The organism is Xenophilus sp. (genome assembly GCF_044462705.1).
Taxonomy (GTDB): Bacteria; Pseudomonadota; Gammaproteobacteria; order Burkholderiales; family Burkholderiaceae_C; genus Xenophilus; species Xenophilus azovorans.
The window spans coordinates 1-19306 of the sequence record NZ_JBIQNC010000043.1; the positions used below are offsets into that span (position 1 = coordinate 1).

20 protein-coding genes are annotated in these 19306 nt (G+C 71.5%); 9 read left to right on the plus strand and 11 right to left on the minus strand.

The window, feature by feature from the left end:
• Window positions 1-288: 288 nt before the first annotated feature.
• The 4 genes from ACIY1X_RS09300 to ACIY1X_RS09315 are packed head-to-tail and all read right to left on the minus strand — an operon-like array spanning window position 289 to window position 5023.
• Window positions 289-1779 carry a TolC family protein gene (locus ACIY1X_RS09300; RefSeq protein WP_399679972.1) on the minus strand — a complete coding sequence of 497 codons (1491 nt, stop codon included), beginning with the start codon at window positions 1777-1779 and terminating at the stop codon, window positions 289-291.
• Window positions 1766-3712, minus strand: a complete 1947-nt coding sequence (locus tag ACIY1X_RS09305) for an FUSC family protein (protein ID WP_399679974.1) — start codon at window positions 3710-3712, stop codon at window positions 1766-1768. The genes ACIY1X_RS09300 and ACIY1X_RS09305 overlap by 14 nt, the downstream gene beginning before the upstream one ends.
• Entirely contained in the window at window positions 3693-4742 is a 1050-nt protein-coding gene (mdtN, locus tag ACIY1X_RS09310) for a multidrug transporter subunit MdtN (RefSeq protein ID WP_399679976.1), read from the minus strand. The genes ACIY1X_RS09305 and mdtN overlap by 20 nt, the downstream gene beginning before the upstream one ends.
• Window positions 4739-5023 (minus strand): hypothetical protein, encoded by a 285-nt coding sequence (locus ACIY1X_RS09315; protein ID WP_399679977.1) that lies wholly within the window; start codon window positions 5021-5023, stop codon window positions 4739-4741. The genes mdtN and ACIY1X_RS09315 overlap by 4 nt, the downstream gene beginning before the upstream one ends.
• Window positions 5024-5146: 123 nt before the next feature.
• Between ACIY1X_RS09315 and ychF the strand changes: the two genes are divergently transcribed.
• On the plus strand, window positions 5147-6241 hold the full coding sequence (gene ychF, locus ACIY1X_RS09320) for a redox-regulated ATPase YchF (protein WP_399679979.1): 1095 nt from the start codon (window positions 5147-5149) through the stop codon (window positions 6239-6241).
• Window positions 6242-6298: 57 nt separating this feature from the next.
• On the opposite strand, the gene ACIY1X_RS09325 is transcribed toward ychF, so the two are convergent.
• On the minus strand, window positions 6299-7390 hold the full coding sequence (locus ACIY1X_RS09325) for a YeiH family protein (RefSeq protein ID WP_399679981.1): 1092 nt from the start codon (window positions 7388-7390) through the stop codon (window positions 6299-6301).
• A gap of 112 nt (window positions 7391-7502) precedes the next feature.
• Between ACIY1X_RS09325 and ACIY1X_RS09330 the strand changes: the two genes are divergently transcribed.
• Window positions 7503-8435, plus strand: a complete 933-nt coding sequence (locus tag ACIY1X_RS09330; RefSeq protein WP_399679983.1) for a LysR family transcriptional regulator — start codon at window positions 7503-7505, stop codon at window positions 8433-8435.
• A gap of 10 nt (window positions 8436-8445) precedes the next feature.
• Here the strand turns inward: ACIY1X_RS09330 and ACIY1X_RS09335 are convergent, their stop codons facing one another.
• A complete protein-coding gene (locus ACIY1X_RS09335; RefSeq protein WP_399679984.1) occupies window positions 8446-8919 on the minus strand; it encodes a YqaA family protein in 474 nt (157 codons plus the stop codon).
• A gap of 189 nt (window positions 8920-9108) precedes the next feature.
• On the opposite strand from ACIY1X_RS09335, the gene dusB reads away from it, so the two are divergent.
• The 3 genes from dusB to purH all read left to right on the plus strand — a co-directional run bounded on the left by dusB (window position 9109) and on the right by purH (window position 12234).
• The gene (dusB, locus tag ACIY1X_RS09340; protein WP_399679986.1) at window positions 9109-10167 is read left to right on the plus strand and encodes a tRNA dihydrouridine synthase DusB; all 1059 of its coding nucleotides are present in this window, start codon (window positions 9109-9111) and stop codon (window positions 10165-10167) included.
• A gap of 60 nt (window positions 10168-10227) precedes the next feature.
• The gene (locus ACIY1X_RS09345) at window positions 10228-10464 is read left to right on the plus strand and encodes a Fis family transcriptional regulator (protein WP_038207840.1); all 237 of its coding nucleotides are present in this window, start codon (window positions 10228-10230) and stop codon (window positions 10462-10464) included.
• 162 nt (window positions 10465-10626) lie between these two features.
• Window positions 10627-12234: a bifunctional phosphoribosylaminoimidazolecarboxamide formyltransferase/IMP cyclohydrolase gene (gene purH / locus ACIY1X_RS09350; RefSeq protein WP_399679989.1), complete on the plus strand. Its 1608-nt coding sequence runs from the start codon at window positions 10627-10629 to the stop codon at window positions 12232-12234.
• A gap of 141 nt (window positions 12235-12375) precedes the next feature.
• Here the strand turns inward: purH and ACIY1X_RS09355 are convergent, their stop codons facing one another.
• The 5 genes from ACIY1X_RS09355 to ACIY1X_RS09375 all read right to left on the minus strand — a co-directional run bounded on the left by ACIY1X_RS09355 (window position 12376) and on the right by ACIY1X_RS09375 (window position 17555).
• Window positions 12376-13695 carry a saccharopine dehydrogenase family protein gene (locus ACIY1X_RS09355; RefSeq protein ID WP_051953412.1) on the minus strand — a complete coding sequence of 440 codons (1320 nt, stop codon included), beginning with the start codon at window positions 13693-13695 and terminating at the stop codon, window positions 12376-12378.
• A gap of 44 nt (window positions 13696-13739) precedes the next feature.
• Window positions 13740-14837: a carboxynorspermidine decarboxylase gene (locus ACIY1X_RS09360; protein WP_399679991.1), complete on the minus strand. Its 1098-nt coding sequence runs from the start codon at window positions 14835-14837 to the stop codon at window positions 13740-13742.
• A 169-nt stretch (window positions 14838-15006) separates the two neighbouring features.
• Window positions 15007-15222, minus strand: coding sequence for a hypothetical protein (locus ACIY1X_RS09365; RefSeq protein ID WP_157007985.1), 216 nt, complete (start codon window positions 15220-15222; stop codon window positions 15007-15009).
• A gap of 82 nt (window positions 15223-15304) precedes the next feature.
• On the minus strand, window positions 15305-16588 hold the full coding sequence (hemL, locus tag ACIY1X_RS09370) for a glutamate-1-semialdehyde 2,1-aminomutase (RefSeq protein ID WP_399679992.1): 1284 nt from the start codon (window positions 16586-16588) through the stop codon (window positions 15305-15307).
• Window positions 16589-16592: 4 nt separating this feature from the next.
• Complete coding sequence (locus tag ACIY1X_RS09375; protein ID WP_399679994.1) at window positions 16593-17555, minus strand: hydroxymethylpyrimidine/phosphomethylpyrimidine kinase; 963 nt, start codon at window positions 17553-17555, stop codon at window positions 16593-16595.
• A 110-nt stretch (window positions 17556-17665) separates the two neighbouring features.
• Between ACIY1X_RS09375 and ACIY1X_RS09380 the strand changes: the two genes are divergently transcribed.
• The 4 genes from ACIY1X_RS09380 (at window position 17666) to ACIY1X_RS09395 (ending at window position 19238) form a co-directional block, all read left to right on the plus strand.
• Window positions 17666-17836, plus strand: a complete 171-nt coding sequence (locus ACIY1X_RS09380) for a rubredoxin (RefSeq protein WP_038207850.1) — start codon at window positions 17666-17668, stop codon at window positions 17834-17836.
• Between the two features lie 88 nt (window positions 17837-17924).
• Window positions 17925-18320 (plus strand): PleD family two-component system response regulator, encoded by a 396-nt coding sequence (locus ACIY1X_RS09385; RefSeq protein WP_038207852.1) that lies wholly within the window; start codon window positions 17925-17927, stop codon window positions 18318-18320.
• Window positions 18321-18686: a response regulator transcription factor gene (locus ACIY1X_RS09390; RefSeq protein WP_038207854.1), complete on the plus strand. Its 366-nt coding sequence runs from the start codon at window positions 18321-18323 to the stop codon at window positions 18684-18686.
• A 21-nt stretch (window positions 18687-18707) separates the two neighbouring features.
• A complete protein-coding gene (locus ACIY1X_RS09395; protein WP_399679997.1) occupies window positions 18708-19238 on the plus strand; it encodes a chemotaxis protein CheW in 531 nt (176 codons plus the stop codon).
• The last annotated feature ends 68 nt before the right edge of the window (window positions 19239-19306 follow it).

Sequence of the window (19306 nt, forward strand, 5' to 3'; positions counted from 1 at the left end):
TGGCTCCATCTTCTCAAACGAGGGAGCCTCCGCGAAAACCGGGGCGGTTCAGCCAACATTCACGGCCGACCTCCTCGCAGCCGCAGGGAACCAGCGCGTCGACGCTCATCCGCCTGCCCTCGTCGGGTGGACGCCGGATGCTGCCGTGCCCGGGCCTTCAGTCTTCATGTCGGATGCGCGTGCGTGGTGCCGGAAGAATCGAACGGATGGACTCATTGCAGCAGGCCCGGCTCCTGTGCGCCATCGTCCGAATGGCCGGCCCGGGCGCCGGGAGCCGCCAGGAGGGGTTCAGCGCGGCGCGCTGCCCAGCGCGCCGGTGGCGAAGGCCAGCGAAACCGCGGCCGACTGGGCGGCGGCGCGCGCATCGGCCAGCGCCTGGCCGGCCTGCAGCATCTGGGTGTCGGCCAGCGTCACGGCGGTGATGGTGCCGACGCCGTGGCGGTAGGCCTCCAGCGCGGCGTCGTGCGTCAGCGCGGCGGTGGCCTGCAGCGCCTCGGCGGCCTCGGCGGAGGCCAGCGCGGTGCGCAGCGCGTCCTGCGCCACGACGATCTGCTGCACCGCCTGCTGGCGCGCGCGGTCCAGCCGCGCCTGGGCCGCGTCGACGCGCTGCGCGGCCTGGGCCTGTGCCGTCTCGCGCGTGCCGCCGTCGAACAGCGGCACCGTCACGCCGACGAACACGCCGGCGCCCGAGCCGCTGCCCGAGAGGTCGAGCGCCGGCCCCTGCTGGCCGATGCCCGGCAGCGCCGCGACGCTGGCGGCGCCGCTGCTGCGCGAGGCCGATGCGGCGAGGAACACCTTGGGCAGCCGCGCGGCATCGGCGGCCTTCGCGCCGGCCCGGCTGGCCAGCAGCGCGGCATGCGCGGCCTGCACGTCGGGGCGGCGCGCCAGGGCCTCGGCCACGATGCGCTCGACCGGCGCCTCGCTGGCGCGGCCCAGTGCGGGCGCCGGCGCATCGGCCACCTTCAGCGGCGCGAGCGGCGAGATGCCCATCGCGGCGACCAAGGCGTGGTGGGCGTCGCGGGCCCGGCCCTCGGCCTGCACGCGGGCCAGCTCCGCCTGCGCCACGCCCTGGCGCGCCTGCGCGACCTCGATCACCGTGCCGATGCCCTGCCGCTGGCGCGCCTGCGCGGCCTCCAGCACTTGGCGGCTGTTGGCCAGCGAGCGCTGCGCGACGCCGACGCGCGAGCGCGCCGCGCCGTGGGCGTAGTAGGCCAGGCTCACCGACTCGATGAGCTGCTGGTGCGCGGCGGTGAAGCCGATGCCGGCGACGACCGCGCCCTGCTCGGCGCCCTCGGCCAGCGCGGCGCGCTCGCCGAAGTCGAACAGCAGCCACTGCAGCGAGAGCACGCCCACCGCGCCGTGGCCGCGGGCGTCGTCGTCGACGGACAGGAAGCGGCCTTCGCTGCTGCCGCGCCGCCGCTGGTAGCCGGCCAGCACGGTGGCCGAGAGCTGCGGCAGCCAGCTTCGCTGCGCCGCGCCGGCCGCCAGCGCGGCGTTGCGCGCGTCGATCCAGGCGATGCGGGTGGCGGGGTGGTGGCGCTGTGCCAGGTCGATCAGCTCGGGCAGGGTGTAGGCGTGCGCCGGGTCGATGTCGGGCGTGGGCGGCAGCTCGGCCAGCGCGGGCTGGGGCGGCAGCACGAAGCCGTTGGCGGGCGGGGCGCCGGGCGGCTGCCAGGGGGCGTCGGCGCGCGCGGGGGCGAGGTCCGGCGCGGTGTTGGCGCAGGCGGCGACGAGGCAGGCGAGCGCCAGTGCGGCGGCGGCGCGGTCAATGCGCGGCATGCGCGGTGCTTCCGGGGTGAGGTGTGGATGCGTTCCGCCGCTGAATGGAGGCCGCGAGCGCCTGCAGCGGCTGCGCCAGCCAGCGTGGCAGGGCGGGCGGCAGAGCGGGCTGCTGGCGCCGCGCCAGCGCGTCCAGCGCCGATGCGACAGGGGCCGGCGCGCCGGACTGCAGCGCCAGCGGCGCGGTCAGCGCGCCCGCGCAGTGCAGCGTGCGGCGGCGCTGCGCGATCCAGTCTGCGTCCGGGCGCACGTGCGGCGGTTCGTAGTCCAGCAGCGCCAGGTCGGCGGCGATGGCGCCGCGCTGGGCTTCCGCCTTGCCGGCCTGTACGGCGGCAAGGCGGCTGTCGGGCGCCTCGGCCATGCGCGCCAGCCGGCCCGGCAGCGCCGCCAGCGCGGCGTCGATGCGGCCGGCCACGCTCACCGGCCACAGCCGCGTGAAGACCAGGTACACGGCCGCGTTGCCGATCAGGATGCCGATCACCCGGTCGCGCGCGACCGCCAGGTCGTACGACGGGCCGCTGCCCTGCAGCACGCACAGGAAGAAGGCGAAGGCGATCTGAAAGCCGGCGTAGGCGATGCGCGGGCTGCCGGCGGCGACCCAGGTGGCGCCCAGCGTCACCACGAAGATCAGTGCCAGCAGGCCCGCCAGGCCGTGGATGGCGGGCAGCACCCACAGCAGCGCCGCCACGCCGGCCAGCGCGCCGGCCAGGCAGCCGGCGATGCGCAGGCTGAGTTTCTCCACCGTCTCGCCCGCCGTGCCCAGCGCGACGATGAAGCAGGTGATGAAGGCGGTGTGGATGCCCTGCCAGCCCAGCGCGTTGTAGAGCAGGTAGCAGAACATCGCCGCGCCGGTGGCCTTGAGCGCGAAGCGCACGTGCGCCGGGCTGCTGAAGGCGTCGGGCGCGAGGAAGCCGGCGGGCGGGTCCGGGTCCGGCGGGGCGGCCTCGGCATCGGCGAAGTGCGCCAGGGTGCTGCGCAGCGCGGCCAGTGCCTGGCCGGCCGGTGCGGGAAGGGCCGTGTGCGCCACGGGCGGCAGGTCGATCTCCACCGGGTAGCCGCCGCGCGCCAGGATGCCGGCCATGCCGTCGAGCGTGCCGGCCACGGCGGTGCGCGCGGCCGGATCGTGCAGCGCGGCGTCGAGCACGTCTGCCAGCAGCAGCACGCGCGTGGTGGCGTCGCAGGCGTGGCGCAGGGCCGCGATGTCCTGCGGCGGGCTCGTGTGTTCGGCGGCGGCCAGGCGCAGCCAGGCCTGGATCTCGGCTGGGCCTTCCATGCGCAGGCGCTGCAGTTCGTCGCGGTGGTTGGCGCCGCCCTGGCGCAGCACGGCCGCGGCCGCCGACAGCCGCTGCGCCAGCGCGCGTTCGGCCAGCCGGCGCGGCGCCGGGCCGATCAGCAGGTTGACCACGGTGGACACGCCCACCGGGATGCCCACCATCAGCCACGCGTACAGCAGCGCGCGGGTGGCCAGTTCGCCCTCGGGCGCCAGCGCGATCAGCGACAGCGCGAAGGTGGTGATCAGCGCCAGGATGCCGCCCACCGGCGCCAGCTTGCTGGCCGAGGTCAGGAAGAACAGCGCGAAGGCGATCAGCGTCATCGACGCCAGCAGCGCGGCCGGGCGGCCGACGAGGCCGTTGGCCATCAGCGCCACCAGGCCGATCAGCACCGAGGCCAGCACCAGCATCGCCGCGCCCATGACGATGCTGGTGGTGCGGTCGGCGCGCAGCAGGAAGAAGCCGACGTAGGCGGTCAGCGCCGGCTCCGGCGTCTGGAACCACTCGGCCACGCCGGCGCTCGCCGTGCACACCAGCGCCAGCCGCAGCGCGAACTCGAGCCGGCCCGGCGCGGGCGCCAGCAGCGCCTTCGTCGCGCGCCAGTCCGGCAGCGGCAGCGGCAGCGGCCGTGCCCGGGCGGATTCAGCGGCAGGCGTCGCCATGGCGGATCTCGACCACTGCGCTGGCGCCCAGGCGCACCAGCGCATCGGGCGGCTCGTGCAGCTGGACGCGCACCGGGAAGCGCTGCGCCACGTGCACCCAGCTCATCGACTTCTGCACGTAGGGCAGGTTGCGCGGCAACTGGACGCGCTCGGCGTCCAGCACGCCGGCGCCGATGCCCTGCACCGTGCCGCGTAGCGGCCGGCGGCGGTCGATCATCGAATAGACGGTGGCGCAGTCGCCCACCGCGATGCGCGACAGGTCCGACTCGCGCAGGTTGGCCACGGCCGCCCATTCGTGCGAGAGCACCAGCGTGAACAGCGACTGCGAGGGCACGACGATCTCGCCGCTGGAGACGGCCAGGCCGACCACGCGCCCGTCGTGCGGTGCGCGCACCGTGGCGCTGGCCAGCGCGTGCCGGGCCAGCGCCAGCGCGGCCTCGCGGGCGCGCACGGTGGCCTGGCCGCCGTCTTCCGTGCCCACGGCCTGCGCGGCGGCGCGCTCCTGCTCGCGCGCCTGGCGCAGCGAGGTCTGCGCGTCGCGTTCGGCGGTCTCGGCCTGGTCGAGCTGCTGCTGCGGCACATAGCCCTTGGCCGCCAGCGGGCGCAGGCGCTGCACGGTGCGCTGCGCCAGCGCCAGGTTCGTCTCGGCGCGGTGCGCTTGCTCGGCCGCCTGCGCAGCGCCCGAGCGCTGGGTGCCGACGCCGCGCTGCTGGGTGGCGAGCGAGGCGCGCGCCAGCGCCAGGTCGGCCTCGGCCTGGTTGACGGCCAGCTGCAGCGGCTCGGGGTCGATCTGGAACAGCTCGTCGCCGGCCTTCACCGCGCTGTTCTCGCGCACCGCGATGCGCACGATGCGCCCGCCCACCGTCGAGGCGATATGGACGACCTCGGCGTCCAGCGTCGCGTCGTCCGCCGACACCACCTGCCCGCGCCGGTGCAGCACCCAGGCGCCCGCCGCCAGCGCCAGCACCACGACGGCGATCACGATGCCGCGCCGCGACGGCGCGAAGCGGGACTGCCCGGCGGCCTTCACGGCAGGCCTCCGGTCGTCAGCAGCCACAGGCCCAGCGCCAGCAGGAAGCTGGCCGCCGTGCACAGCGCCAGCGGCCAGGGCCAGTGGGTGCCGCCGCCGGCCAGCACCATCGTCACGCGCACGCCGGCGGCCAGCAGCGCCCACAGCAGCGCGAACAGCAGCCAGGACGGGAAATAGGCGCCGAAGAGCACATGGCTGGGCGCGCCGGCCGTGCCGCAGCCCGCCAGCAGGCAGGGCAGGGCCGCCAGGAGAAGGTGAGGACGGGAGGACGGGCGCGGCATGGCGAAGCGAAGCGTGAGGGAAACCGGCTGAAAGATAGCCGATGCCGGGGGGGCGCGGCCCGGCGCGAAGGGGTGGCGCCTTAAAATTGCGCGTTTCCCCGACCCTTTTGCGAAAGCCCCGCCATGAGCCTCAAGTGCGGCATCGTCGGCCTGCCCAACGTCGGCAAGTCCACCCTCTTCAACGCGCTGACCAAGGCCGGCATCGCGGCCGAGAACTACCCCTTCTGCACCATCGAGCCCAACGTGGGCGTGGTCGAGGTGCCCGATCCGCGCCTGGCGCAACTGGCCGAGATCGTCAAGCCCGAGCGCATCCTGCCGGCCATCGTCGAGTTCGTCGACATCGCCGGCCTGGTGGCCGGCGCCAGCAAGGGCGAGGGACTGGGCAACCAGTTCCTGGCGCACATCCGCGAGACCGACGCCATCGTCAACGTGGTGCGCTGCTTCGAGGACCCGAACGTCATCCACGTCGCCGGCAAGGTGGACCCGATCGCCGACATCGAGGTGATCCAGACCGAGCTGTGCCTGGCCGACCTGGGCACGGTCGAGAAGGCGCTGCAGCGCTACACCAAGGCGGCCAAGAGCGGCAACGACAAGGAGGCCGCGGCCATGGTCAAGCTGCTCGGCCCGGTGCAGGCGGCGCTGAACGAAGGCAAGCCCGCGCGCGCGCTGCAACTGAGCAAGGAAGACCAACTGCTGCTCAAGCCGCTGTGCCTGATCACCGCCAAGCCGGCGATGTTCGTCGGCAACGTGAGCGAGGACGGCTTCGAGAACAACCCGCTGCTCGACCGCCTGAAGGAGTACGCCGCCGGCCAGAACGCGCCGGTGGTCGCCATCTGCGCCAAGATCGAGGCCGAGATGGCCGACATGGACGACGAGGACAAGAAGATGTTCCTCGAGGAGATCGGCCAGGACGAGCCGGGCCTGAACCGCCTGATCCGCGCCGCCTTCCGGCTGCTGGGCTTGCAGACCTACTTCACCGCCGGCGTGAAGGAGGTGCGCGCCTGGACCATCCACGTCGGCGACACCGCGCCGCAGGCGGCCGGCGTGATCCACGGCGACTTCGAGCGCGGCTTCATCCGCGCGCAGACCATCGGCTTCGACGACTACATCGCCCACCAGGGCGAGCAGGGCGCCAAGGAGGCCGGAAAGATGCGCAGCGAGGGCAAGGAGTACGTCGTCAAGGACGGCGACGTGATGAGCTTCCTGTTCAACGTGTAGCTTCCGCCGCCTGGCGGGCGCATATCGCTGCCGGTGCGGCTGCGGCGCCGCGGCCCGTCAGCGCAGCACGTGGTGCACGGCGTGATGCACCGCCAGCCCGCCGACCAGCAGCCAGCCGAACAGCAGCGCCGCCAGCACCATCGGCCGCATGCCCGCGCGCCGCAGGGCCGACACGTGCGTCGTCAGCCCGAGCGCGGCCATGGCGGTCGCCAGCAGCAGGTCGTCCACGGCGATGGCCGGGCCCTTCCAGGACGCCGGCAGCGGCAGCACGGAGTTCAATGCGATGACGGCGATGAAGCCGAAGGCGAACCAGGGCACGGCGATGCGCGCGCGGCCTCCCGCCGGCGCGCCCGGCGACGGCCGGCTGCGGGCCAGCAGGAAGGCCACCAGCATCAGCACCGGCGCCAGCATCATCACGCGCACCATCTTCGTGATGACGGCCGCGTCCGCGGCCTCCGGCCCCAGCGCGCGGCCGGCAACCACCACCTGTGCCACCTCGTGCACGGTCGAGCCCACGAAGACGCCGTAGTCCTGCGCGCTCCACTGCAGCAGCCCGTGCTCGGCGCCGATGCGGTAGACCGCGGGCCAGGCGAACATGGCGAGCGTGCCGAAGACCACGACCGTCGCCACCGCGATCGTGGCGTGCTCGGCGCGTGCCTTCACCAGCGGCTGCGCGGCCATCACGGCCGCCGCGCCGCAGATGGAACTGCCGGCGCCGATCAGCAGCGCGGCCTCCCGGTCGAGGCGCAGCACCCGCGTGCCGAACCAGTAGGCGCCCAGGTAGGTGCTCCCCAGCATCAGCGCGTCGATGAGCAGCCCGGGCAGGCCGATCGAGGCCACGTCCGCGAACGTGAGGCGGATGCCGTACAGCACGATGCCGGCGCGCAGCAGCGTCGTCTTGGAGAACGCGATGCCGTCGTCGACGCGGGCCTGCAGCCGCGGATAGACGGTGTTGCCGATCAGCATGCCGATCACGATGGCCAGGGTGAGCGCGCTCAGGCCCCTGTCCTGGAACCAGGGCAGCGCGCCGAGGCGCAGCGCGGCGAACGCGATGGCGCCCGCCAGCGCCAGGCCGGGCAGCAGGGAGGGCGAGACCGGAAGGATCGCGCGGCGCAGCGAAGGGGCTGCGCTGCCGCCGGATGCAGGCATGAGGCTCTCTTTCTTCTTTTCCTGAAAGGAGCCCGATCTTGGCGGCGCGGCGCGCTAATGAAAAACGAGTTATATGAATATGATCAACTCATCTTATGAATAAAGCGACCCCATGAGGCTGACGCTCAGACAGCTTCAGATCTTTTCCGCGATCGCGGAGTCGGGCAGCACCACCGCGGCCGCCGCCAGCATCCCCCTGTCGCAGTCGGCCACCAGCGCCGCGCTGGCGGAACTGGAATCCCTGCTGGGCGCGCCGCTGTTCGACCGTGCAGGCAAGCGCCTGCTGCTCAACGAGACGGGGCGCGCGCTCCACTCGCGCGCACGCGCGGTGCTGAGCGCGGCGATGGAGATCGAGCGTGATTTCGGCGTGGACGGCGCCGCCGGCCGGCATGGCGCCCTGCCCGCGCACATCCGGCTGGGCGCGAGCACCACCATCGGCAACTACGTCATGCCGGCCCGCATCGCGCAGTTCCAGCGCGAGCGGCCGCGTGTGACGGTGGAGATGCGCATCGGCAACACGCAGGACATCGTCGCCGCCGTGCTGCGCACGGATGTCGACGTGGGTTTGATCGAAGGGCCCTGCCATTCCGACGAGCTGGACGTGCAGGCCTGGGGCACGGACGAACTGGCCATCGTGTCCGCGGCCGGGCATCCGCTGGCGGGGCGCGGCGAGGCGGCGAGCGTGAACGAACTGCGCGCGCAGCGCTGGCTGCTGCGCGAGGCCGGCTCCGGCACGCGCGAATTGCTCGACCAGCTCCTGCTGCCGCACCTGGGCGGCTTCGAGTCGACCACCCAGTTGGGCGACACGGAGGCGATCAAGCAGGCGACCGCCGCAGGGCTCGGGATCACCTGCCTGTCGCTGCATGCCGTGCGGGATCAACTGGCGCTCGGCAGGCTGGCCGTCCTGCGCACGGTGCTGCCGCCGCTGCGCAGGCCGTTCTACCGGATCCGACAGCGCTACAAGCGCGGCGCCGCGGCGCTGGACGACCTGCTGGCCGGGCACGCCGGCGCCGCGACGGAGGCGGAGGCGCCGGCAGCGCCGTGAGCGCAGGCCCCTAGCTGTCGGGCCAGATGTACAGCAGCGCCACCGTCATCACCACGTAGCGCCCGAACTTGCCGATGGCCATGTAGAGCACGCAGGGCCAGAAGGACAGGCGCAGCCAGCCGGCCACGGCGCACAGCGGGTCGCCCACCAGCGGCAGCCAGCTCAGCAGGCAGGCCTTCGGGCCCATGCGCTCCAGCCACGCGAGTGCGCGCAGGTGATGGCTGGAGTGTGCGTACTTGTCGGCCATCTTGTGCGCGCCGTAGCCCATCCACCAGCTCAGGGCGCCGCCCAGCGTGTTGCCGGCGGTGGCGACCAGCACCGCCGGCCAGAACATTTCGGGGTTGAGCTTGAGCAGCCCGAACAGCGCCGGCTCCGAGCCCATGGGCAGCAGCGTGGCCGAGACGAAGGCGACGACGAACAGCGTCGTGAGGCCGTACTGCGGCAGCGAGAGCAGGGCGAGGAGGGAGTCGAGCCAGACTTGCATGGAGGACGATGGCGGCGCGGCAGTATAGGAAGCACTGCCCGGCCATCGCTGTCGGAAGCCGGGCCGAAAGCAGGGGAGACGAGCGCGCGGCAGGGTGCAAATCGTTTCAGTCGCTGAAATCGCCGCTGGCTAGAATCCTTGCCTCATTTTTCAGCAACCCGGGCGCGCCCGCCCGTTCCTTCCACCACCATGCACATCGGCCCCATCGCGCTGGAGAACCGGCTGTTCGTCGCGCCCATGGCCGGTGTGACGGACCGGCCCTTCCGCAAGCTGTGCCGCTCGCTCGGCGCGGGCTACGCGGTCAGCGAGATGGTGACCTCGCGCAAGGACCTGTGGAATTCGCTGAAGACCTCGCGCCGCGCCGACCATGCCGGCGAGCCGGGCCCCATCTCGGTGCAGATCGCCGGCACCGATGCGGCCATGATGGCCGAGGCCGCGCAGTACAACATCGACCGCGGTGCGCAGATCATCGACATCAACATGGGCTGCCCGGCCAAGAAGGTGTGCAGCCGCTGGGCCGGCTCGGCGCTGATGCGCGACGAGCCGCTGGCGCTCGCCATCGCCGAGGCGGTGGTGGCCGCCGCGGCACCGCACGGCGTGCCGGTGACGCTGAAGATGCGCACCGGCTGGAGCGCCGAATGCCGCAACGCCGAGAAGCTGGCGCGCGACTTCGAGCGCGCCGGCGTGCAGATGCTCACCGTGCACGGCCGCACGCGCGAGCAGGGCTACAAGGGCCAGGCCGAATACGACACCGTCGCCGCGGTGAAGGCGGTCGTGCGCATCCCGGTGGTGGCCAACGGCGACATCGACTCGCCCGAGAAGGCGCGCGAGGTGCTGGCCGCCACCGGCGCCGACGCGGTCATGATCGGCCGCGCGGCACAGGGACGGCCCTGGATCTTCCGCGAGGTGGGCCACTTCCTCGCGACCGGACAGCACCTGGCGCCGCCGCTGGTGGCCGAGGTGCAGCGGCTGCTGCTGGAGCACCTGCAGGAACACCATGCGCTGTACGGCGAGCGCAGCGGCGTGCGAACCGCGCGCAAGCACATCGGGTGGTACGTGCGGGCGCTGCCGGGCGGCGAGAATTTCCGCGACCGCATGAACCGCATCGAGGATGCGCGCGAGCAGCTTCAGGCGGTCGCCGACTTCTTCGATGCGCTCGGCCGGTGCATGGACCGGCTGCCTGCGGCAGCGCCGGTGCTGCCCGACGAGCAGGACGAGCACGAGGCGCACTGCGGCAGCCTGCACTGAAGCGAGCGCCGGCGGCCTGCGTGCCGCGACGCGGCCCAAGGACGACAACACGAGAACGAGATGAGCAAGAAGCAGATCGAGGAGTGCGTACGCAGCAGCCTGGAAGGCTACTTCAAGGACCTGCGCGGCACCGAGCCGGACGGTATGTACGACATGATCGTCAACGTGGTCGAGAAGCCGCTGCTGGAGGTGGTGATGTCGCGCGCCGAAGGCAACCAGTCGCGCGCCGCCCAGTGGCTCGGCCTGAACCGCAACACGCTGCGCAAGAAGCTCGTCGAGCACAGGATCTTGAAATAGCCCCCAGTCTCCGCGGACTTCGTCCGCTCCGCCAACCCCCTTGCAGGGGGCACACCCTGCGGCCCGGCAAAGCCGGCTCCGCGGGTGTCCCCGAAACGGCTTCGCTGCGCTCGCCCCGCTTCACGAGCGTCACTTCCCACTCACCCGCAATCCAACCTCATCATGGCGCTCACGGCCCTTCTCTCCGTCTCCGACAAGACCGGCATCCTTGACTTCGCGAAGGCGCTCGACGCGCTGGGCGTGAAGCTGCTGTCCACCGGCGGCACCGCCAAACTGCTGGCCGACGCCGGCCTGCCGGTGACCGAGGTGGCCGACCACACCGGCTTTCCCGAGATGCTCGACGGCCGCGTGAAGACGCTGCACCCGAAGATCCACGGCGGCCTGCTGGCGCGGCGCGACCTGCCGGCGCACGTGGCGGCGATCGAGCAGCACGGCATCGACACCATCGACCTGCTGGTGGTCAACCTCTATCCCTTCGAGGCGACGGTCGCCAAGCCGGGCTGCACGCTGGAGGACGCGATCGAGAACATCGACATCGGCGGCCCGGCGATGGTGCGCAGCGCGGCCAAGAACTGGAAGGACGTGGCGGTGCTGACCGACGCCTCGCAGTACGCGCAGGTGCTGGCCGAGCTGAAGGAAGGCGGCAAGGTGAGCGACAAGACGCGTTTCGCCCTCTCGGTGGCCGCCTTCAACCGCATCGCCGACTACGACGGCGCCATCAGCGACTACCTGTCCGCCATCGACTTCGAGGCCAGCACGGGCCAGGCCGCGCCGGTGCGCTCGCTGTTCCCGGCGCAGAGCAACGGCCGCTTCGTCAAGCTGCAGGACCTGCGCTACGGCGAGAACCCGCACCAGCAGGCGGCCTTCTACCGCGACCTGTACCCGGCGCCTGGCTCGCTGGTGACGGCGAAGCAGCTGCAGGGCAAGGAGCTGAGCTACAACAACATCGCCGACGCCGACGCCGCCTGGGAATGCGTCAAGAGCTTCGACGAGCCGGCCTGCGTGATCGTCAAGCACGCCAACCCCTGTGGCGTGGCCGTCGGCAAGGACGCGCTGGAGACCTACGCCAAGGCCTTCAAGACCGATCCGACCTCCGCCTTCGGCGGCATCATCGCCTTCAACCGGCCGGTGGATCTGGCCGCCGCGCAGGAGATCAACAAGCAGTTCGTCGAGGTGCTGATGGCGCCCGGCTACAGCCCGGAGGCGCTGGCCGTGTTCCAGGCCACCAAGGCCAAGCAGAACGTGCGCATCCTGCAGATCGACCTGCCGCCGGGCGGCGCGACCGACTGGGACAACGGCCGCAACGCGATGGACGTCAAGCGCGTCGGCTCGGGCCTCTTGATCCAGACCGCCGACAACCACGTGCTGAAGGCGGCCGACCTCAAGGTGGTGACGAAGAAGCAGCCGACGCCCGAACAGCTTCAGGACCTGCTCTTCGCCTGGCAGGTGGCGCAATACGTCAAGAGCAACGCCATCGTGTTCTGCGCCGGCGGCATGACGCTGGGCGTGGGCGCCGGCCAGATGAGCCGGCTCGACTCGGCGCGCATCGCCAGCATCAAGGCCGAGCATGCCGGCCTGTCGCTGGCGGGCTCCGCTGTGGCCAGCGACGCCTTCTTCCCCTTCCGCGACGGGCTGGACGTGGTGATCGACCACGGCGCCACCTGTGTCATCCAGCCGGGCGGCTCGATGCGCGATCAGGAGGTGATCGACGCGGCCGACGAGCGCGGCGTGGCGATGGTGTTCTCAGGCGTGCGCCACTTCCGCCACTGAAAAGTTCGCCGCTCGGCTACTGCGCGGCGCCATCTCGCGCCTGCGGTCCTCGCCGTACGTCAGTACGGCTGCGGTCCTCGGCGCGACCTGGCGCCGCTCGCTACGCCGCTCGGCGAACTTTTTTCGGCGTCGCGCGGCGCGTCAGGCCACGCGCGCCTTGCGCCGCGGCGCGGCCACCGCGGCCTGCGCGTCGTTGCTGGCATCGGGCGCCGCACCGGCCAGCGCCTCGGCCAGCGGCCGGTCGCACTGCGCGTCCTGGATGCGCGTGGGCAGGCCCATGCGGTCCATCAGCGCCAGCAGGGGCTGCGGCGGCAGCTCCTCGACGTTCGCCATGCGGTGCACGTCCCAGGTGCCGTCGGCGATGAGCAGCGCCGCCGCCACGGCCGGCACGCCGGCGGTGTACGAGATGGCCTGGCTGCCCACCTCGCGCCAGCAGGCCGCGTGGTCGCACACGTTGTAGATGAAGACCTCGCGCGACTGGCCGTCCTTGGTGCCGCGCACCTTGTCGCCGATGCACGTCAGGCCCTGGTAGGTGGGCGCCAGCGAGGCCGGGTCCGGCAGCACGGCCTTGACCACCTGCAGCGGCACCACCTCGCCGCCGCCGGGGAGCGCGACCGGCTTCTCCGACAGCAGGCCGAGCTTGTTCAGCACGGTGAAGACGTTGATGTAGTGGTCGGAGAAGCCCATCCAGAAGCGGATGCTCGGCACGTCGAGCAGGCTGGACAGCGAGTGCAGCTCGTCATGGCCCGTGAGGTAGGTGGTCTGCGTGCCGACGGCCGGCAGCGTCCATTCGCGGCGCACCTCGAACATCCTGTTGGCGGTCCACTGCCGGTCCTGCCACGACCAGACCGTGCCGGTGAACTCGCGGAAGTTGATCTCGGGGTCGAAGTTGGTGGCGAACCAGCGGCCGTGCGAGCCGGCGTTGGTGTCGATGATGTCGATGGACTCGATGCGGTCGAAGAAGGCGTCCTGCGCCAGCCGGGCGTAGGCGTTGACCACGCCGGGGTCGAAGCCGATGCCCAGCACGGCCGTGACGCCGGCGGCCGCGCAGGCCTCGCGGCGCTTCCATTCATGGTTGGCGTACCAGGGCGGCGTCTCGCAGACCTTGTCCGGGTCCTCGTGGATGGCGGTGTCGATGTAGGCCGCGCCGGTGGCGATGCAGGCCGACAGCACCGCCATGTTGAGGAAGGACGAGCCGGCCTGGATCACGATGCGCGCCTTGGTCGCGCGGATCAGCGCCGCCGTGGCCTGCACGTCGAGCGCGTCCAGCGCGTGGGCCTGCAGCACGCCGGGCTGCTGCAGGCTGCGCCTGTCGAGCACCGACGCCACGATGGCCTGGCACTTGGCCACCGTGCGCGAGGCGATGTGGATGTCGCCCAGCGCGCGGTTGTTCTGCGCGCACTTGTGCGCCACCACGTGGGCCACGCCGCCGGCACCGATGATGAGGACGTTCTTTTTCATGGCTTGCTCTCCGTTCTCCTGCAAGGGGTGGGGGACGCGGGCGATCAGCCCAGGCTGTCCACGTAGTCCTGGTAGCCGAACTCGCGCACGACGCGCGTGTGGCCATCCAGTTCCTTCACGGCGATCGCCGGCATGGCGACGCCGTTGAACCAGTTCTTCTTGACCATCGTGTAGCCGGCCGCATCGCGCAGCGAGATGCGCGAGCCCGGCACCAGCGGCTCGGGGAAGTCGTACTCGCCGAACACGTCGCCGGCCAGGCAGGTGCGGCCGCAGACCATGTAGCGGTGCGGTCCGGCATCGGGCTCCACGCGCGCGCTGAGACGGTAGATCAGCAGGTCCAGCATGTGCGCCTCGGTGGCGGCGTCGACCACGGCGAGCTGCTTGCCGTTGAAGAGCGTGTCCAGCACCGTCACCTCCAGCGAGGCGCTGTCCTGCACCAGCGCCTCGCCGGGCTCCAGGTAGACCTGCACGCCGTGGCGCTGCGAGAAGGTGCGCAGCCGCTCGCCCAGCGCCTCGAGCGGGTAGCCCGGCGCGGTGAAGTGGATGCCGCCGCCCAGGCTGACCCAGTTCGCACGCGCCAGCAGCGGCGCGAAGCGCGCCTCCGTCTCGCCCAGCAGCTGGTCGAAGCGCGCGAAGTCGCGGTTCTCGCAGTTGTTGTGGATCATGAAGCCGTCGATGCGGTCCATGACCGCCTCCACCCGCGCCACGTCCGACTCGCCGAGCCGGCTGAAGGGCCGGGCCGGGTCGGCCAGGTCGTAGCCGGCGGCGCTGACCTGCGGGTTCAGGCGCAGCCCGCGCGGGATGGCGGCGGCGCGATCGCCCAGCCGCTGCAGCTGCGAGACGGAGTTGAAGATGATCTTGTCGGCGTGCGCCACGGCCTCGTCGATCTCGTGGTCCGACCAGGCCACGCTGTAGGCATGCGTTTCCCCGCCGAACTTCTCGCGGCCCAGCTTCAGTTCGAACAGCGAGGAGGAGGTGCTGCCGTCCAGGTGCTCGCGCATCAGGTCGAACACCGGCCAGGTGGCGAAGCACTTGAGCGCCAGCAGGATCTTCGCGCCCGACAGCTCGCGCAGCCGGGCGGCCTGCCGCAGGTTCTCCTGCAGGGCGGCCTTGTCGATGAGGTAGTAGGGCGTCTGGATCATGAAGGGAAGCAGGCCGTGCGGCGCCCCGCGCACCCTGGCGCGGGAAACCGACGGACGAAGCAGTGATGAAAAGCGCAGCGGCGATGGCCGCGGGGAACGAGAAGGGCGCGTGCGGCGCCCCGGCGAACGAACGAGCGCCCGGCGCGCCGCAGGTGGCGCGCCGCGGCACTCAGGCCGGCGTTCGGCTATGACAGACCTGATCCTGCATCGGGTGCAGCCGCGCGGGCATGCGCTGCCGCGATGCATTCGATGACGACGATCGGATCGATGCGCAGCGCGGGGCCGCGTGCGCGCGTCGCCTTGGGCGACGGAAGTGTTCTTCCTCTTGGGAGGTGTTCAGGTCAACTGGAACGATCCCCAATTGGAAGAGGGCGTCGATGGGCATGGCGTCCTCCCCAACCAGCAGATGAAACCCCCGCGGGCGCGGGCGAACCAGACATTTTAGCGGCGGATGCCGCCGGTTGGAATCAAAGCCCGCGAAATGCCTCGCGCGCCGCTTCCAGCGTCGCGGCGATGTCGGCGTCGCCGTGCGCGGCGCTGACGAAGCCGGCCTCGTACAGCGCCGGCGCGATGTACACGCCGCGCGCCAGCAGGCCGTGGAACAGGCGGTTGAAGCGGGCGCCGTCGCTTTGCATGACCTGGCCGTAGTTGCCCGGCAGCGCCGGCAGCAGGAAGAAGCCGAACATGCCGCCCTCGCAGTCGGCGCTGAAGGGCACGCCTTCCGCGGCCGCCGCAGCCGCGAGGCCGTCGACCAGCATGCGCGTCTTCGCCGCCAGCGATTCGTAGAAGCCCGGCCGGGCGATCTCGCGCAGCGTCGCCAGCCCGCAGGCGGTAGCCACCGGGTTGCCCGAGAGCGTGCCGGCCTGGTAGACCGGCCCCAGCGGCGCGAGCTGTTCCATGATGGCGCGCGGCCCGCCGAAGGCGGCCAGCGGCATGCCGCCGCCGATCACCTTGCCCAGCACCGTGAGGTCGGGCGTGATGCCGAGCACGCCCTGCGCGCCGCGCGGCCCGACGCGAAAGCCCGTCATCACCTCGTCCACCACCAGCAGCGCGCCGTACTGCGTGCACAGCTCGCGGCAGCGGCGGGCGAACGCGGGCGTGGCGCGCACGAAGTTCATGTTGCCGGCGATGGCCTCGATGACCAGGCAGGCGATGTCCCTGCCGTGCAGCGCGAAGGCTTCCTCCAGCTGCGCGACGTTGTTGTACTCGAGCACCAGGGTGTGCTGCACGACCTCCTCCGGCACGCCGGCCGAGGTGGTCTGCCCGAAGGTCGCCAGCCCGGAGCCGGCCTTGACCAGCAGCGCGTCGGCATGGCCGTGGTAGCAGCCCTCGAACTTGACGATGCGCTTGCGGCCGGTGGCGCCGCGCGCCAGGCGCAGCGCGCTCATCGCCGCCTCGGTGCCGGAGCTGACCAGGCGCACCATCTCCATCGAGGGCATCAGCGCCAGGATCGCCTCGGCCAGTTCGATCTCGCGCTCGGTCGGCGCGCCGAAGGACAGGCCCTCGGCCACCGCGCGCTGCACCGCCTCGATCACGGCCGGGTGGCCGTGGCCCAGGATCATCGGCCCCCAGGAGCCGATGTAGTCGATGTAGCGGGCGCCGGCGGCGTCCCACATGTAGGGGCCCTCGGCGCGGGCGATGAAGCGCGGCGTGCCGCCCACCGCGCGGAAGGCGCGCACGGGCGAGTTCACCCCGCCGGGAATGACGGCGCGGGCGCGTTCGAAGAGCTGGTCGTTGAGGTCGGTGGTCATGCGGTCAATGTCGGGTCTCGTGGGGCGGCAGGGCGAAGTCGGACGGTGCGGCTTCGTCCTCGTCGCCCTCGGTATCGGGCTGCGCCCAGAACAGGCGGTCGGGCAGCACGTGGCCCATGCCGGGGCGGAAGCCCGCGTCCAGGCAGCGGTCCATGTAGGCCAGCGCCTCGGCGGTGGCGGCGGCCAGGTCGGCGCCGGTGGACAGCAGCGCCGCCAGCGCAGCCGACAGCGTTTCGCCGGCGCCGGAGAACACCGCCTCCAGCCGCTCGTACTTCTCGCTAGCGACGACGGCCTGGGGCGACGCCAGCGTGTTCTCGATGGCGCCGTCGGGGCGCACCTGGCCCGTCACCAGGGTGTACGAGACGCCGTGCTCCCCGGCCGCCCGGGCGATGTCGCGCGCCAGCGGCGGCCGGTCGCCGCTCCAGTCGGGCAGCAGCCAGCGCCACAGCGTGCTGTGGTTGCCCACCAGCACGGCGGTCTGCGGCAGCACCAGCTCGGCGAAGGCGTCCAGGTAGCTCTCGATCTCCTCGTCGCTCCACCAGGACAGGTGCGGCATGTAGGCCACCACCGGCACGTCCGGGTGGTCCGATGCGGCCTCCGCGATGCGGCCCAGGTTGTCCGGACTGCCGGCGAAGCCGACCTTGATCACCTGCACCTGCACGTCCTCCAGGATGGCGCGCGCCTGCTCGGCCACCTGCTCCTCGTCCAGGGGGAAGTGATCGAACACCTCGGCCGTGTCGCGGGCGAACACACCCGTCACCACGCCCAGCATGTGAGCGCCAACCGACGCGATCGCCAGGGCGTCGCCGCTCAGGCCGCCGGCGCCGCTCGGGTCGCTGGCGTTGAACACCAGCACGCAGGGCGGGCGGCCGTCGTCGTCCGCCGCTGCGTCAAGGTCGGCCGTATCCGGCTCGTTACCATTGCCGGGTTCCGGCGGGCCTTCCGGTGGTAGTAAGTACGTATTCATTGGCTTCGGAAGGGCGCCGCCGGGTGGCGTATGTGAGACGTCTTGCACAGCTTTGTTTGAGACGTCTAGATACAATCGTTGCATTCTATGTACAAGGCTCGTAAGCTGCGATGAACACGAAAACCTGGATGTGCCTGATCTGCGGGTGGATCTACGACGAAGCGGCGGGCTGGCCGGAGGATGGTATTGCGCCTGGCACGCCGTGGGAGCAAGTGCCCATGAACTGGACCTGCCCCGAGTGCGGCGCCCGCAAGGAAGACTTCGAGATGGTCGAGATCTGATCCGCCGAGGATCGCACATCGCCAGGCGTGGGGTGCGCCCGCTGGCGCACAGGGCCCAGGGGGTACGTTCAACGAGGATGAGGTGCCGATGAGCACGAGTGGATCCGGTTACAAGGTGCTGGTCATCGACGACAGCAACACGATTCGGCGCAGCGCCGAGATCTTCCTCAAGCAGGGCGGCCACGAGGTGCTGCTGGCCGAGGACGGCTACGACGCGCTGTCCAAGGTCAACGACCACAAGCCGCAGCTGATCTTCTGCGACATCCTGATGCCCCGCCTGGACGGCTACCAGACCTGCGCCATCATCAAGCGCAACGCGCATTTCGCCAACGTCCCCGTGGTGATGCTCTCGTCCAAGGACGGTGTGTTCGACAAGGCGCGCGGCCGCATGGTCGGCTCGCAGGAATACCTCACCAAACCCTTCACCAAGGAACAGCTGCTGCAGGCCGTGCAGCAGTTCGGCGCTGCGCAACAGGAAGCCTAAATGCCCATTCGCAAAGTCCTCGTCGTCGACGACTCCAAGACGGAACTGATGTTCCTGTCCGACCTGCTCCAGAAGAACGGCTTCGCGGTCCAGACCGCCGAGAACGCCGACGATGCCATGCGCCGCCTGGAGGCCGACAAGCCCGACCTGATCCTGATGGACGTGGTCATGCCCGGGCAGAACGGCTTCCAGCTCACCCGGGCGCTGGCGCGCAACCCGCAGTTCGCCGAGGTGCCGATCATCCTGTGCACCAGCAAGAACCAGGAGACCGATCGCGTGTGGGGCATGCGCCAGGGCGCGCGCGACTACATCGTGAAGCCGGTCGAGCCCGCCGAGCTGCTGGCGAAGATCCGCGCCCTGAACTGAGCGCACGCCGTTCCCTAGCGCATGGCCGCCCGCGAAGCCCTCCGCGAATTCCAGGCCCGCCTCGCCGACCGTCTGCAGACGGCCCGCACGGCGGGCGTGTCCGCGTCCTGGCTGGCCGTCGAGGCCGGCGACGCGGGCTACCTGCTGCCCCTGGGGCAGGCAGGAGAGATCTTCCCGTGGACGCCGCCGCAGGCGGTGCCCTACACGCTGCCCTGGTTCCTGGGCGTGGCCAACCTGCGCGGCGGGCTGTATGGCGTGGTGCAGCTGTCGGCCTTCGCCGGCGGCCAGGCTGCCTCGCCGGCCGGCGAAGCCGCGCGCGGGCAGTCGCGCCTGGTGGCGCTCAACGAGGCGCTGGAGGTGAACTGCGCCCTGCTGGTCGACCGCCTGGCCGGCCTGCGCGGCGTGGAGGCCTTCGTCACCTCCGAGGCGCCCGCCGGCGGGTCGCCGTCCTGGCAGGGCGACACCTACATCGACAGCGCCGGGCGGCGCTGGCAGGAGATCCAGCTCGCCGCCCTGGCGCAGTTGCCTGAATTCCTGAGCATTGGCGCCTGAGCCTGGCGGCGCCGCTTTCACTCCATCGAAGGACCGACCGTGAACTCGATCGCTGACAAGTTCAAGAA

What these genes read in the sequence shown, in the direction of transcription:
- ACIY1X_RS09300 (WP_399679972.1), bottom strand. Translation starts at nt 1,779, where the DNA reads ATGCCGCGCATTGACCGCGCCGCCGCCGCACTGGCGCTCGCCTGCCTC.
- ACIY1X_RS09305 (WP_399679974.1), bottom strand. Translation starts at nt 3,712, where the DNA reads ATGGCGACGCCTGCCGCTGAATCCGCCCGGGCACGGCCGCTGCCGCTG.
- ACIY1X_RS09315 (WP_399679977.1), bottom strand. Translation starts at nt 5,023, where the DNA reads ATGCCGCGCCCGTCCTCCCGTCCTCACCTTCTCCTGGCGGCCCTGCCC.
- ychF (WP_399679979.1), top strand. Translation starts at nt 5,147, where the DNA reads ATGAGCCTCAAGTGCGGCATCGTCGGCCTGCCCAACGTCGGCAAGTCC.
- ACIY1X_RS09325 (WP_399679981.1), bottom strand. Translation starts at nt 7,390, where the DNA reads ATGCCTGCATCCGGCGGCAGCGCAGCCCCTTCGCTGCGCCGCGCGATC.
- ACIY1X_RS09330 (WP_399679983.1), top strand. Translation starts at nt 7,503, where the DNA reads ATGAGGCTGACGCTCAGACAGCTTCAGATCTTTTCCGCGATCGCGGAG.
- ACIY1X_RS09335 (WP_399679984.1), bottom strand. Translation starts at nt 8,919, where the DNA reads ATGCAAGTCTGGCTCGACTCCCTCCTCGCCCTGCTCTCGCTGCCGCAG.
- dusB (WP_399679986.1), top strand. Translation starts at nt 9,109, where the DNA reads ATGCACATCGGCCCCATCGCGCTGGAGAACCGGCTGTTCGTCGCGCCC.
- ACIY1X_RS09345 (WP_038207840.1), top strand. Translation starts at nt 10,228, where the DNA reads ATGAGCAAGAAGCAGATCGAGGAGTGCGTACGCAGCAGCCTGGAAGGC.
- purH (WP_399679989.1), top strand. Translation starts at nt 10,627, where the DNA reads ATGGCGCTCACGGCCCTTCTCTCCGTCTCCGACAAGACCGGCATCCTT.
- ACIY1X_RS09355 (WP_051953412.1), bottom strand. Translation starts at nt 13,695, where the DNA reads ATGAAAAAGAACGTCCTCATCATCGGTGCCGGCGGCGTGGCCCACGTG.
- ACIY1X_RS09360 (WP_399679991.1), bottom strand. Translation starts at nt 14,837, where the DNA reads ATGATCCAGACGCCCTACTACCTCATCGACAAGGCCGCCCTGCAGGAG.
- ACIY1X_RS09365 (WP_157007985.1), bottom strand. Translation starts at nt 15,222, where the DNA reads ATGCCCATCGACGCCCTCTTCCAATTGGGGATCGTTCCAGTTGACCTG.
- hemL (WP_399679992.1), bottom strand. Translation starts at nt 16,588, where the DNA reads ATGACCACCGACCTCAACGACCAGCTCTTCGAACGCGCCCGCGCCGTC.
- ACIY1X_RS09375 (WP_399679994.1), bottom strand. Translation starts at nt 17,555, where the DNA reads ATGAATACGTACTTACTACCACCGGAAGGCCCGCCGGAACCCGGCAAT.
- ACIY1X_RS09380 (WP_038207850.1), top strand. Translation starts at nt 17,666, where the DNA reads ATGAACACGAAAACCTGGATGTGCCTGATCTGCGGGTGGATCTACGAC.
- ACIY1X_RS09385 (WP_038207852.1), top strand. Translation starts at nt 17,925, where the DNA reads ATGAGCACGAGTGGATCCGGTTACAAGGTGCTGGTCATCGACGACAGC.
- ACIY1X_RS09390 (WP_038207854.1), top strand. Translation starts at nt 18,321, where the DNA reads ATGCCCATTCGCAAAGTCCTCGTCGTCGACGACTCCAAGACGGAACTG.
- ACIY1X_RS09395 (WP_399679997.1), top strand. Translation starts at nt 18,708, where the DNA reads ATGGCCGCCCGCGAAGCCCTCCGCGAATTCCAGGCCCGCCTCGCCGAC.